This window comes from Litorisediminicola beolgyonensis (assembly GCF_042679605.1).
GTDB lineage: Bacteria > Pseudomonadota > Alphaproteobacteria > Rhodobacterales > Rhodobacteraceae > Litorisediminicola > Litorisediminicola beolgyonensis.
On sequence record NZ_JBHTMU010000062.1, the window covers coordinates 1 to 12,751 of the forward strand.

Sequence of the window (12,751 nt, forward strand, 5' to 3'; positions counted from 1 at the left end):
GAGCGGCCCTACACGCTCCAGCGCGCCGCGCTCGCGCGCATCTCGACCGAGGCCAAGCGCCTGAAACAGGCCGCCCCGGCGCCCGAGACCGACGAGCGCCTCAGCCACTCCGCCGCCGCGGCTCTCGCCTATCCCGACCGCATCGCGCTCCGACGCCCCGGCGACGCTCCGCGCTACCTGCTCTCGGGCGGCAAGGGCGCGGCGCTGGCCCCGGACGATCCCCTGGCGGGCACGCGGCTTCTGGTCGTGACCGACAGCGACGGCGACCCGCGCGAGGCCCGCATCCGCCAGGCCATCGCGATTTCCGAGAGCGATCTGCGCGCGGTCTTCGCCGACGCCATCCGCTGGGAGACCACCTGCCACTGGTCGAAACGCGACGGGCGGGTGCGGGCCCGGCGTCAGGAGAGGCTCGGCGCGCTGGTGCTCGACGACCGCGCCTGGACCGACGCCGCGCCGGAAGACCTCGCGCGCGCGATGCTCGACGGCGTCCGCGAGCTGGGCCTCGCGCTGCCCGATGCCGCGCGCCGCTTCACCGCCCGTGTCGCGCTCGCCCGCGCCGGCGGGCACGATCTGCCGGATCTCTCCGAACCCGCGCTGATGGAGACGCTGGACCACTGGCTTCTGCCCTTCCTGACGGGCGTCACCAGCGCCGAGGACTGGCGGCGCTTCGATCCGCTCGACGCGCTGCGGGCACAGCTCGACTGGGGCCAGATGCAGACCCTCGATCAGGCGGTCCCGGCGCAGTTCACCACGCCCCTCGGGCGCCGCGTGCCCATCGACTACTCGGGCGACCACCCCGCGATCTCGTTGCGCCTGCAGGAGATGTTCGGTCAGCGCACCCACCCGACCGTCGCGGGCCAGCCTTTACGCGTCACGCTCCTGTCGCCCGCGCACCGACCGGTGCAGGTGACGCTCGACATTCCCGGCTTCTGGGACAGCTCCTACGCGGATGTGCGCAAGGACATGCGCGGGCGTTACCCCCGGCACCCCTGGCCCGAGGACCCGCGCGAGGCCGACCCAACGCTCCGCGCCAAGCGGCGCGGCGAGTAGCCCGGCGCGCGGCCGGTCATCGTACCCCGTCGCGATACACGAAAAGCCGCGATCAGTCCTTCCGCGACGCCTTCTCGGACAGACCCGACTGCGCCTGGCGCGCGGAGAGAACCTCCATCACGGCAGACAGCGGCACGTCGCGGGATCGCAGCATGACGAGCAGGTGAAAGAGCACGTCCGCCGCCTCCGAGGCGAGCGCGTCCCGGTCGCCCTTGACCGCTTCGATCACCGCCTCGATGGCCTCCTCGCCGAATTTCTCGGCGCATTTCTCCGGGCCCTTGGCCAGAAGCTGCGCAGTCCAGCTTTCCGACGGCGCCGCCCCGGCGCGCGCCGCGACCACGGCCTCGAGATCGTCGAGCGTCATTGCAGCCGCACCGGGATACCGGCCTCCGCCATATGCGCCTTGGCCTCGGCGATGGTATAATCGCCGAAATGGAAGATCGAGGCCGCCAGCACCGCCGAGGCACCGCCCTCGACCACCCCGTCGACCAGGTGATCGAGCGTCCCGACCCCGCCCGAGGCGATCACCGGGATCGGCACCGCCGACGAGATCGCGCGCGTCAGGGGCAGGTTGAAGCCCGCGCGGGTGCCGTCGCGATCCATCGAGGTCAGGAGGATCTCGCCCGCGCCCTTGGCGGCCATGTCCATCGCGAACTCGACCGCGTCGATGCCGGTGGGCTTGCGCCCGCCATGGGTGAAGATCTCCCAGCGGCCCGGCTCGACCGTCTTGGCGTCGATGGCCACCACGATGCACTGGCTGCCGAAGCGGTCGGCGGCCTCGGTCACCACGTCCGGATTTGCCACGGCGGCGGAATTGAAGGACACCTTGTCCGCGCCCGCAAGCAAGAGCTTCCTGACATCGTCGACCGAGCGGACGCCGCCGCCCACGGTCAGCGGGATGAAACACTGCTCGGCGGTGCGCGTCACCACGTCGAGGATGGTGTCGCGATCCTCATGCGTGGCGGTGATGTCGAGAAAGCAGATCTCGTCGGCGCCCGCCGTGTCGTAGGCACGGGCGGCATCGACCGGGTCTCCGGCATCGCGCAGATCGACGAAATTGACCCCCTTGACCACGCGGCCATCGGCCACGTCGAGACAGGGGATGATGCGGGTCTTGAGCATGGGTCCGGGCTCCTCTCGCTTGCGCCCCGATATGCCCAAGCGCGGCCCGGATCACAAGCCGGTGCTCCGGTGGAACGGAGCGCGCGCCCACCGGTTCACCTCCTGTCACCGCAGGAGGAGAGACCCCATGTCCCGCATCGCCCCGATCGCTATCACGCTCGCCGCCACCTTTGCCGCCGGGCCCGCCTTGGCCGAAACCGTCCATCGCATGAGCCCGCATGCCGTATCCGACACGGTCGACCGGCTGGAACGCGCCATAACCGAGGCGGGCGCCACCGTCTTCGCGCGCGTCAACCATGCCGAGGGCGCGTCCTCGGCCGGGATGGAGCTGCCGCCGTCGGAGCTTCTGATCTTCGGCAACCCCCAGCTCGGTACGCTGCCGCAGCAGGCCGATATCCGCGCGGGCCTCGCGCTGCCGATGAAGGTTCTGACCTACCAGGCCGGGGATGGCAGCACCCACATGATCTACGAGACGCCCGAGACGCTCTTCGAAGGACTCGACGTGCCGGGCGATGCCGAATACCTCGCGAAGATGTCCGGCGCGCTGGAGAAATTTACCACCGCCGCCACCGCCGAAGAGTAACCTCCGCCGCCCCGGCGCCGACGCTAGACCGGCGCGCTCCGCCCCTTGGCGTTTCTTCTTTTTCATAAATACGCTGCCCGGCCTCTCCACCAGAGACGAGGCCGGGCAGGGGCGCCTCAGCCCAGGGCCGCCAGCGCCGCGCGGAGATCGAGCGCGCCGTCATAGAGCGCTCGCCCCGAGATCGCGCCCGCGATCACGCCGGTCGCCTTGAGCGCCTCGAGGTCGGCCAGGGACGAGACCCCGCCCGACGCGATCACCGGGATTTCCACGGCGCGGGCCAGCGCCTCGGTCGCGGGGACGTTCGGGCCGCCCATCGCGCCGTCGCGGTCGATATCGGTGTAGATGATCGCCGCCACGCCCGCGTCCTCGAAGCTTCGGGCAAGATCGGTCGCCGTCACGTCGGTCTCTTCCGCCCAGCCCTTGGTCGCGACGCGGCCCTTGCGCGCGTCAATGCCGACCGCGACCTGGCCCGGGAACGCCGCCGCCGCCTCGCGCACCAGCGCGGGGTTTTCCACCGCCACGGTCCCGAGGATCACCCGGGCGAGCCCCTTCTCGAGCCAGGCCTCGATGGTGGCCATGTCGCGGATGCCGCCGCCGAGCTGCGCGGGCACGTCCACCGAGGCGAGAATCGCCTCGACCGCATCGGCATTGACGGGGCGGCCCGCGAAGGCGCCGTTCAGATCGACGAGATGCAGCCAGGCGCAGCCCGCCTCGACGAAAGCCTGGGCCTGCGCCGCGGGGTCGTCGTTGAAGACCGTCGAGGCCTCCATGTCGCCGCGCAGGAGCCGCACGGCCTGGCCGTCCTTGAGGTCGATGGCAGGGTAGAGGATCATGCGCGCGGGCTCCGGTCGGGGGCGGGGATGGGCGCCGCTTTGCCATGACGGAGCGGCACATGCAACGCGACCCAGCGTCAGTCTTGATCGGCGCGGTTTTCCGGAGTGAAGCTGCGCGCGACGATCTCGAACGGGAGGATGGACGAGATGAAGCGACTGACCCTGGCCCTCGCAGGCCTGTTTCTGGCCGCGGGCGCGGCCAGCGCGGACCCGGTGCTCGGCACCTGGAAAACCGAAGCGGATGACGGCTCCTACGCCTATGTCGGCATGAAACCCTGCGGCGACATGGTCTGCGGGACCATCGACCGCACCTTCAACGGCTCGGGCGAATACAGCTCGCCCAATCTCGGCAAGGTGCTGGTGATCAACATGGTCCCGCAAGGCTCGGGCAAGTACGAGGGCAAGGTCTGGCGGCCGTCGAACGACAAGGTCTATCTCGGCAAGATGCAGCTCAGCGGCAACACGCTGAAGCTCTCGGGCTGCGTGGCGGGCGGGCTTTTGTGCTCCAGCCAGACCTGGAGCCGGGTCCAGTAAGACCGGCGCGGCACAGCCCGCGCGGCGCTCCAGAAATTTAATTAAATTTCTGGAGCCTCACCGGGCGCCACAGCGTTCAGAAATTTAGATAAATTTCTGAACGCTCGCGTCTCTCACGGGGTCCAGCCGAGGAAGTTCGCGATCATGCGCAGCCCGGTCGGCCCCGATTTCTCCGGATGGAATTGCAGACCCACGCGGGTCTCCGAGGCGACGATGGCGGTGACGTCCTCGCCGTAATCGACCCGTGCTATGCGCTGTTCGAGATCGGCCATGCGCATCTGGTAGGAATGCACGAAATAGGCGTGATCGCCGCTCTGGATGCCGTCGAGCACCGGATGAGGGTGGTCGATGATCAGATCGTTCCAGCCCATATGCGGCACTTTGAGCGACGGGTCCGAGGGCACGATCTTCATCACCTCGCCGTCGATCCAGCCCAGCCCGTCGGTCTCGGCATATTCGTGGCCCTTGCGCGCCATGAGCTGCATGCCGACGCAGATGCCCATGAAGGGACGGCCCTTCCGGGTCACCGCCTCGACCATCGCCTCGTAGACGCCGCCGGTGGCTTTGAGCGCCGCGGCGCAGGCCGGGAATGCGCCGTCGCCGGGCAGCACGATCCGGTCGGCGCGCGCCACGGTCTCGGCCTCGGAGGTGACGACCACCTCGCCCGCGCCGGTCTCAACGGCCATCTTGCGAAACGCCTTGTCGGCGGAATGCAGGTTGCCGCTTTCGTAGTCGATGATTGCCGTCAGCATGGTCTCAGAGCGTGCCCTTGGTCGAGGGAATGGCGTCGGATTTCCGCGGATCGGTCTCGACCGCCTCGCGGAGAGCGCGGGCGACCGCCTTGAAGGCGGCCTCGGCGATGTGGTGGGAGTTGATCCCGTGCAGCGCATCCACATGCAGCGTGATGCCGCCATGGGTCGAGACCGCCTGGAAGAACTCGCGCACGAGCTCGGTGTCGAAGCCGCCGATCTTGGCGGTCGGCATCTCGACGTTCCACACGAGATAGGGCCGGCCCGAGAGGTCGAGCGCGGCGCGCACCAGCGCGTCGTCCATCGGCAGCAGGCAGGCGCCGTAGCGGCGGATGCCGCGCTTGTCGCCGAGCGCCTGCGAGAGCGCCTGGCCGAGTGCTATGCCCACGTCCTCGACCGAGTGATGGTCGTCGATATGGGTGTCGCCGTCGCAGCGGATGGTCATGTCGATCAGCGCGTGCCGGGCAAGCTGGTCGAGCATGTGATCGAAGAAGCCGACACCGGTCCGGTTGTCGTAGGTGCCGGTGCCGTCGAGATCGATCTCGACGGAAATATCGGTCTCCGCGGTCTTGCGGGTGAGGGTGGCGCGGCGCATCGGCGCTCTCCATGTCTCCTGTTCGCCGCCGGTATAGGGGTGGGGCGTGCGAAGTCCAAGGGGGCAGGGGAGCCAAGCGCCCGGGCCGTGGCCCGGACGGCCCGGTGACGCGCTGCCGCGCTGGCCCGGTCCGCTTGCCACCGTGGCCCGGCTGTGCCAGCGTCGCGCCCGTCAGTCCTCCAGGAGCGTCCGAGAATGACCCCTTGCGTCTTCGTCCAGATCCGCTGCACCCCCGGCCACACCTACCGCGTCGCAGAGGAGATCGCGCTGCGCGAGATCCATTCCGAGCTCTACTCGACGAGCGGCGAGTGGGACCTCCTGATGAAGGCCTATATCCCCGAGGGCGAGGATGTCGGCCATTACATCAACGAGCGGCTTCTCGACATCCCCGGCCTCGAGCGGTCGCTGACCACGCTGACCTTCAAGGCGTTCTGAGCCCGCGACGCCGTCGCCGCTGCGGGACGGTGCGACGGGTGTCGCCCGGTCCTATTCAGCCGCGTCCGGCAGCGCGTCCTCGACCGCGACCCGCCGCTCCACCGGCAGGAGCGCGGCGAGCGCGTAGAGGCCTGCGCCCAGGACGAACAGCGCGGTGAACCCCGCCGCCTGCGCGATCAGCGGCGCGATCCCTGCGGCCGCGGCGCTCATCGCGCCGTTGATGCCCCAGGCCCAGGGCGCGAGCGAGCGATCCTCGGTCCCGGCGCGGGCCAGGCCTTGCGGGAAGAGCTGCCCCATGATCAGCCCGCCCGGCACGATCACCAGCGCCACGACCGCCAGCCGCACCGGCAGCGGCGCACCGAGCGCGGAGGCGAGGAGCGTCTCGGACACCAGGCCGAGGATCAGCCCATAGCCCGCGACACCCAGCGCCACCTGGCGGATCGTCCATCCGCGCGCGAAGGTCTTCTCGCTCAGGAGCGCGCCGAGGCCGGTCGACAGGATCACGAGGCAGAGCACCACCGCGATCGACAGGCCGGGATTGCCGAAGAGCAGCCCCGCCCGCTGGATCATCGCGATCTCGATCACCATGAAACCCGCGCCAAGGAGCAGGAAGTAGCTGAGCCAGACCGACGCCCGGCCCCGCGACACCACGCGCTTGCCGAGGAGCAGCGTCATCACCACGCGCTGGTGACGGAACGCATCCTCCTGGTTCAGGAAGCCCTGCCGCATCATCCAGTCATCGGCGGCGAGGTAGCGCTCGGGCCGGAATTGATCGAGAGAGACGAGTTGCGCTTGGAAAGCCCGATGGAGCGACCGGCGGCGGCGCAACGCCCGAGTGCGCGGGGCGGCGCGACCGTGCGGGGATGTGACTGGAAACCGACAGATGCGGTGGAGAACCGATGGAGCGGGCGATGAGATTCGAACTCACGACCCTTACCTTGGCAAGGTAATGCTCTACCCCTGAGCTACGCCCGCGACGCCATCGGTCTGGTCCCATTGGAGCGGGCGATGAGATTCGAACTCACGACCCTTACCTTGGCAAGGTAATGCTCTACCCCTGAGCTACGCCCGCATTCCGTTGGGTGTGCGGGATGTAGAAAATCACGGCAGGGCCTGCAAGCGGAATTTTCGGTTTTTTCGCACCCGCCGCGTCGCGCTCAGATCAGCGCGTGGGCGAGAAGGCCGGTGGCGGCGAAGAGGAGCATGAGGAAGGTGAGCGCCATACCTGTGACGCGCAAGCACAGATCGCGCCTCGCCAGGGCCACAGCGTGCAGCAGGCGGCCGGTTATGAGGAGACGCCCGAGGGCATGGAGCGCGATGGTCGAGGCGCCGTTGGCTCGCTCTGTTCGAGAAGGATGAGGCCCATCGGCGCGTATTCGGCGCCCTTGCCCTGCGCGCGGATCCGCGCCTCGAGGATGCCGTCGCCGCCGGTCCCAAGCGCCACGACTGCCGCGCGGCGCCGAGCCACGACGCGCAGCCAGAGCGCGACGAACAGGAGTGCCAGCAGCGCGGCGAAGAGGCCCGAGACGGGCAGGCTCAGCGGCCGGTTTCCTCGTCGGTGACGGGGCCTCCGGCGGCGACCCAGCCGGTGAAGCCGTCCGAGATGTGGCTCGCCTCGAACCCCATCTTCTGGAGCTGGAACACCGCCAGCGCCGAGCGCCAGCCCGAGGCGCAGTGAAAGACGTAGGTTTTCCCGGGCTGGGCGAAGACCGGCTTGTGATAGGGGCTTTCGGGATCGACCCAGAACTCGAGCATGCCGCGGGGTGCGTGGACCGAGCCGGGAATCCAGCCGGTCTTCGCGCGCTCGCGGATGTCGCGGATATCGACGATGACCGTGTCCGGGTCATCGGCGAGCGGCAGCGCTTCGGCCGCGGTCAGCTCGGGGATCTGCGAGCGGGCCTCGGCGACCATCTCGGCGGCAGTGATCTTCAGTCGCGACATCTCGTCCTCTCCCGACACGGATTTCGAACCGAAATCCGCACGCAATCCGGTCCGGATTGCGCGCGAAAATCGGGTCGATTTTCGCTAGGCCTCGTATTCCACCAGCAGGTCCTTGGAATCGATCTGACCGCCCACAACCACATGAACCGCCTTCACCTTGGCGTCGCGCTCGGCATAGAGCCCGGTCTCCATCTTCATCGCCTCGATCACCAGGATCTGGTCGCCCTCGGCGACCTCCTGTCCGGCGGTGACCGACACCTGGCTGACCACGCCCGGCATCGGCGCGCCCACATGGTTCGGATTGGTCGGATCGGCCTTGGGCTTCGCCGCGCCCGAGGCCTGGGCCTTGCGGTCGGGCACGCGCACCGTGCGCGGTTGGCCGTTCAGTTCGAAGAACACCCGCACCTCGCCATCGTCCTGGGTCTCGCCCACCGCGATCAGGCGGATCTCCAGCGTCTTGCCGGGGTCGATCTCGGCGGTGATCTCCTCGCCCGGCTGCATCCCGTAGAAGAAGGTCAGCGTCGGCAGCGTCCGCACCGGTCCGTAGAGCGCGTGGCGCGTCATGTAATCGGTGAAGACCTTGGGATACATGAGGTAGCCGTTCAGATCCTCGTCGTCGATCACCGCGCCGTCGAGAAGCGCCGAGACCTCGCTCCGCCGCGCCTCGATATCCTCGGGCTTCAGGTGCTGGCCGGGCCGGTCGGTGAGCGGCGCCTCCCCCTTCAGGACCTTCTTCTGCAGCGCCGCGGGCCAGCCGCCCGGGGGCTGGCCGAGATTGCCCTTCATCATGTCGACCACCGAATCGGGCCAGCTGACCTCTTTCTTCGGATCCTCGACCTCGGCGCGGCTGAGGCCCTGGCTGACCATCATCAGCGCCATGTCGCCCACCACCTTGGAGGACGGCGTCACCTTCACGATATCGCCGAACATCTGGTTCACGTCGGCATAGGTGCGCGCGATCTCGGGCCAGCGCTCTTCGAGACCCATCGAGCGGGCCTGGGCGCGCAGGTTGGTGAACTGCCCGCCCGGCATCTCGTGGAGATAGACCTCGGAGGCGGGCGACTGCATCGCGCTCTCGAAGGCCGCGTATTGCAGCCGGACCTGCTGCCAGTAATCCGAGATCTCGCGGATCGCCGAGATATCGAGCCCGGTGTCGCGCTCGGTGAAGCGCAGCGCCTCGACGATGGAGCCGAGCGTCGGCTGCGAGGTGTTGCCCGAGAGCGCGTCCATCGCCGCGTCGACCGCGTCGACGCCCGCGTTGGCGGCGGCCATGACCGTGGCGATCGAAGCGCCCGAGGTGTCGTGGGTGTGGAAATGGATCGGCAGCCCGACCTCCTCCTTCAGGGCGCGGATCAGTGGCCCGGCGGCGGCGGGTTTCAGAAGGCCCGCCATGTCCTTGAGGCCGAGGATATGCGCGCCCGCGCCCTTCAGCGCCTTGCCCATCTCGACATAATACTTGAGGTCGTATTTCGCGCGGTCGGGATCGTTGATGTCGCCGGTGTAGCAGATCGTGCCCTCGCAGACCTTACCCGCGTCGATCACCGCATCCATCGCGACGCGCATGTTCTCGACCCAGTTGAGGCTGTCGAAGACGCGGAACACGTCGACGCCGCTCTCGGCGGCCTGCTTGACGAAGAACTGCACCACGTTGTCGGGATAGTTGGTGTAGCCCACCCCGTTCGAGGCCCGCAGCAGCATCTGCGTCATCACGTTGGGCATCTTGGCACGGATGTCGCGGAGCCGCTGCCAAGGGCATTCCTGCAGGAAGCGGTAGGCCACGTCGAAGGTCGCGCCGCCCCAGCATTCGACCGAGAAGAGGCCGGAGAGGTTCGCGGCATAGGCGGGGGCGACCTTGATCATGTCGATCGAGCGCATCCGCGTGGCCAGAAGCGACTGGTGGCCGTCGCGCATGGTGGTGTCGGTGATCAGCAAGCGCTCCTGCGCGGCGAGCCAGTCGGCCACCGCCTGCGGGCCCTTCTCGTCGAGAAGCTGTCGGGTGCCCGCGGGCGGCGTCTCGGCGCGGAGCTTCGGCGTGCGGGCGGGTTTGAGATCGGCGAGCGGCATCTGTCGCCCGGCGGTCTCGGGATGCCCGTTCACGGTGATGTCGGCGATATAGGTCAGGACCTTGGTGCCGCGGTCGCGCCGGGGCGCGAAGTTGAAGAGCTCGGGCGTCTCGTCGATGAACTTGGTGGTGTACTGGTTCGACAGGAAGGTCGGGTGCTGGAGCAGGTTCTCGACGAACTCGATATTGGTCGAGACACCGCGGATGCGGAACTCCCTCAGCGCGCGGTCCATCCGCTTGATCGCCTTTTCGGGGGTCTGCGCCCAAGCCGTTACCTTGACCAAGAGCGAGTCGTAGAAGCGGGTGATCACGCCGCCCGCATAGGCCGTGCCGCCGTCGAGCCGGATGCCCATGCCGGTGGCCGAGCGATAGGCGGTGATGCGGCCGTAATCGGGGATGAAGTTGTTGGTCGGATCCTCGGTGGTGATCCGGGTCTGGAGCGCATGGCCATTGAGCTGCACGTCATACTGGCTGGCCTTGCCGGTGGCCTCGGCGAGGCTCTTGCCCTCGGCCACGAGGATCTGCGCCTGCACGATGTCGATGCCGGTGACCTCTTCGGTCACGGTGTGCTCGACCTGGACGCGGGGGTTGACCTCGATGAAGTAGAACTTGCCCGTCTCCATATCCATCAGGAACTCGACGGTGCCCGCGCATTCGTAATTCACATGCGCGCAGATCTTGCGCCCCAACTCGCAGATCTCCTCGCGCTGGGCAGGGCTGAGATAGGGGGCGGGGGCGCGTTCGACGACCTTCTGGTTGCGGCGCTGGACCGAGCAGTCGCGCTCGTAGAGATGGTAGATATTGCCGTGCTTGTCGCCGAGGATCTGCACCTCGACATGGCGGGCGCGGGTGATCATCTTCTCGAGATAGCCCTCGCCATTGCCGAAGGCGGCCTCGGCCTCGCGGCGGCCTTCGGCGACCTTCTCGGCCAGTTCCTTTTCGCTCAGGATCGGGCGCATGCCGCGCCCGCCGCCGCCCCAGGAGGCCTTGAGCATCAGCGGGTAGCCGATCTCGGCGGCCTCGGCGCGGATCGCGTCCATGTCGTCGCCCAGGACCTCGGTCGCCGGGATCACCGGCACGCCCGCGGCGATCGCCACGCGCCGGGCGCTGGCCTTGTCGCCGAGCGCGCGCATGGTCTCGGCCTTGGGGCCGATGAAGGTGATGCCGGCGCGGTCGCAGGCATCGACGAGATCGGGGTTCTCGGACAGGAGCCCGTAGCCCGGATGGATCGCGTCGGCGCCGGATTCCTTGGCGACCCGGATGATCTCGTCAATCGAGAGATAGGCGGCCACCGGCCCGAGCCCCGCGCCGATCCGGTAGCTTTCATCGGCCTTGAAGCGATGGAGCCCCAGCTTGTCCTCCTCGGCGAAGACCGCGACCGTCTTTTTCCCCATCTCGTTCGCCGCCCGCATGATCCGGATCGCGATCTCGCCGCGGTTGGCAATGAGGATTTTCTGAAATTCGGGCATTGTGGTCTTTCCTGGGAGCCTGTGGACACGGGAAGCCTAGGCTGCATCGGGACGGTCCACAACTCGGCAGGGTGGATAGGATCAGCCTGCCGGACCGGGTGGGTCGGACCTGCCCGAAACCCGGGCGGTTCCGCGCAATTCGGCAGGTCGCGCGACGCCGAGCTGGCCGAGATTGGCGATGAGGTCGCGGCGGAGCGTCTCGATCAGGTGCGACGGGCCTCGGGGGCCGAGCGCGGCCAGCGCCATGTGGACGGGGCGGCCGAGCATCACCAGATCGGCCCCGAGTGCGATGAGGCGAAGGATGTCGAGCCCGCCCTCGACGCCGCCATCGGCGAGAAGCGGCAGGTCGCAGGCGGCGCGGATCGCGGGCAGGCAGCGGGCGACGGCGGGTGCGCCGTCGAATTGCCGCCCGGCATGGTTCGAGACCCAGACCGCGTCGACGCCTTCGCGTTCGAGCCGCGCGGCGTCCTCAGGGGTCAGGACGCCCTTGACCACGAGCGGTCCCTGCCAGCGGTCGCGGAGCCAGCGGAGATAGTCCCAATCGGGCGCGATGCGGAGCAGGTAGCCGACATGGGCGGTCGAGGACAGGCTCTTGCCGGTCTCGGTGTAGGGCGTGAGCGTGCGCATTCGCGGCAGCCCCTCGCGCGCCATCCCGAGAGCCCAGGCCGGACGGCGCGCCACTTGCGCCAGAAGCCTCGGCGTCAGCGTGACCGGCTGGGTGAGACCCGAGCGCAGGAGCCGTTCGCGGCGCGAGGCGACCGGCACGTCGACGGTCAGCACGAGGGTCAAGAACCCGCTGTCGCGGATGCGGCGGAGCATGCCGAGGCGCACCTCCTCGTCGCGGGGCGGGTAGAGCTGGTACCAGCCGCGACCGTTCGTCAGGGGGCCGATCTCTTCGGGGGTGGCGGCGGCGACGGTCGAGAGCGTGTAGGGCAGGCCGGCCTCGGTCGCGGCGCGGGCGAGATGCGCCTCGGCACGGGGCCAGATCAGGCCGGACATGCCGACGGGCGCGACCCCAAAGGGCAGGGTGTGGTCGGTGCCGAGGAACCGGGTGGCGAGGTCGGGGGCGACCTCGCCACGGAGAACCGCGGGGAGGAAAAGGACCCTGTCGAGGGCGTCGCGGTTGCGCGCCTGCGCGGTTTCGCTGCCGGTGCCGCTGTCGAGATACTCCCAGACGAAATGCGGCAGGCGGCGCCGCGCGCGGGTGCGCAGGTCCGAAAGGGCCGGGTAGCGGGCATCGAGATCCATCGCCTCGTTATCCGTGCTGGGCCGGGGGCTTGTCCAGAGAGCGGATCGACGCTTGCCTCCCGGTGACCCGGTGACCCGGTGACCCGGTGACCCGGTGACCCGGTGACCCGGTGACCCGGTGACCCGGTGA

Annotated in this window: 14 protein-coding genes and 2 tRNA genes; 4 read left to right on the forward strand and 12 right to left on the reverse strand. The window is 68.8% G+C overall.

Features of this window, described 5'->3' with window-relative positions:
* The coding region (locus ACFQ4E_RS19695) for an ATP-dependent helicase C-terminal domain-containing protein (RefSeq protein ID WP_386806245.1) at positions 1 to 1,050 on the forward strand (1,050 nt) is incomplete at its 5' end.
* A gap of 52 nt (positions 1,051 to 1,102) precedes the next feature.
* Here ACFQ4E_RS19695 and ACFQ4E_RS19700 read toward each other — a convergent pair.
* Complete coding sequence (locus tag ACFQ4E_RS19700) at positions 1,103 to 1,414, reverse strand: phosphoribosyl-ATP diphosphatase (RefSeq protein ID WP_386806246.1); 312 nt, start codon at positions 1,412 to 1,414, stop codon at positions 1,103 to 1,105.
* Positions 1,411 to 2,172, reverse strand: a complete 762-nt coding sequence (gene hisF / locus ACFQ4E_RS19705; RefSeq protein WP_386806247.1) for an imidazole glycerol phosphate synthase subunit HisF — start codon at positions 2,170 to 2,172, stop codon at positions 1,411 to 1,413. Before hisF ends, ACFQ4E_RS19700 begins: the two co-directional genes overlap by 4 nt.
* 127 nt (positions 2,173 to 2,299) lie before the next feature.
* Between hisF and ACFQ4E_RS19710 the strand changes: the two genes are divergently transcribed.
* On the forward strand, positions 2,300 to 2,755 hold the full coding sequence (locus tag ACFQ4E_RS19710; RefSeq protein WP_386806248.1) for a DUF302 domain-containing protein: 456 nt from the start codon (positions 2,300 to 2,302) through the stop codon (positions 2,753 to 2,755).
* Positions 2,756 to 2,871: 116 nt separating this feature from the next.
* Here the strand turns inward: ACFQ4E_RS19710 and hisA are convergent, their stop codons facing one another.
* Positions 2,872 to 3,588: a 1-(5-phosphoribosyl)-5-[(5-phosphoribosylamino)methylideneamino]imidazole-4-carboxamide isomerase gene (gene hisA, locus ACFQ4E_RS19715; RefSeq protein WP_386806249.1), complete on the reverse strand. Its 717-nt coding sequence runs from the start codon at positions 3,586 to 3,588 to the stop codon at positions 2,872 to 2,874.
* Positions 3,589 to 3,735: 147 nt separating this feature from the next.
* Between hisA and ACFQ4E_RS19720 the strand changes: the two genes are divergently transcribed.
* The gene (locus ACFQ4E_RS19720; RefSeq protein WP_386806250.1) at positions 3,736 to 4,122 is read left to right on the forward strand and encodes a DUF2147 domain-containing protein; all 387 of its coding nucleotides are present in this window, start codon (positions 3,736 to 3,738) and stop codon (positions 4,120 to 4,122) included.
* Positions 4,123 to 4,235: 113 nt separating this feature from the next.
* Here ACFQ4E_RS19720 and hisH read toward each other — a convergent pair whose 3' ends face one another.
* Positions 4,236 to 4,874 (reverse strand): imidazole glycerol phosphate synthase subunit HisH, encoded by a 639-nt coding sequence (gene hisH, locus ACFQ4E_RS19725; RefSeq protein ID WP_386806251.1) that lies wholly within the window; start codon positions 4,872 to 4,874, stop codon positions 4,236 to 4,238.
* A 4-nt stretch (positions 4,875 to 4,878) separates the two neighbouring features.
* Positions 4,879 to 5,466, reverse strand: a complete 588-nt coding sequence (gene hisB / locus ACFQ4E_RS19730; RefSeq protein WP_386806252.1) for an imidazoleglycerol-phosphate dehydratase HisB — start codon at positions 5,464 to 5,466, stop codon at positions 4,879 to 4,881.
* A gap of 195 nt (positions 5,467 to 5,661) precedes the next feature.
* Between hisB and ACFQ4E_RS19735 the strand changes: the two genes are divergently transcribed.
* Positions 5,662 to 5,901: an Lrp/AsnC ligand binding domain-containing protein gene (locus ACFQ4E_RS19735; protein WP_386806253.1), complete on the forward strand. Its 240-nt coding sequence runs from the start codon at positions 5,662 to 5,664 to the stop codon at positions 5,899 to 5,901.
* A gap of 51 nt (positions 5,902 to 5,952) precedes the next feature.
* Here the strand turns inward: ACFQ4E_RS19735 and ACFQ4E_RS19740 are convergent, their stop codons facing one another.
* From ACFQ4E_RS19740 to ACFQ4E_RS19770, 7 genes are all read right to left on the reverse strand, one after another.
* Complete coding sequence (locus tag ACFQ4E_RS19740; protein WP_386806254.1) at positions 5,953 to 6,729, reverse strand: hypothetical protein; 777 nt, start codon at positions 6,727 to 6,729, stop codon at positions 5,953 to 5,955.
* A gap of 72 nt (positions 6,730 to 6,801) precedes the next feature.
* A tRNA-Gly gene (locus ACFQ4E_RS19745) sits at positions 6,802 to 6,876 on the reverse strand.
* A gap of 22 nt (positions 6,877 to 6,898) precedes the next feature.
* Positions 6,899 to 6,973, reverse strand: a tRNA-Gly gene (locus ACFQ4E_RS19750).
* Positions 6,974 to 7,186: 213 nt separating this feature from the next.
* A complete protein-coding gene (locus ACFQ4E_RS19755) occupies positions 7,187 to 7,369 on the reverse strand; it encodes a hypothetical protein (protein ID WP_386806255.1) in 183 nt (60 codons plus the stop codon).
* Between the two features lie 68 nt (positions 7,370 to 7,437).
* Positions 7,438 to 7,842 carry a rhodanese-like domain-containing protein gene (locus ACFQ4E_RS19760; protein WP_386806256.1) on the reverse strand — a complete coding sequence of 135 codons (405 nt, stop codon included), beginning with the start codon at positions 7,840 to 7,842 and terminating at the stop codon, positions 7,438 to 7,440.
* An 84-nt stretch (positions 7,843 to 7,926) separates the two neighbouring features.
* On the reverse strand, positions 7,927 to 11,373 hold the full coding sequence (locus ACFQ4E_RS19765; RefSeq protein WP_386806257.1) for a pyruvate carboxylase: 3,447 nt from the start codon (positions 11,371 to 11,373) through the stop codon (positions 7,927 to 7,929).
* An 81-nt stretch (positions 11,374 to 11,454) separates the two neighbouring features.
* Entirely contained in the window at positions 11,455 to 12,621 is a 1,167-nt protein-coding gene (locus ACFQ4E_RS19770; RefSeq protein ID WP_386806258.1) for an alpha-hydroxy acid oxidase, read from the reverse strand.
* Between the last annotated feature and the right edge of the window lie 130 nt (positions 12,622 to 12,751).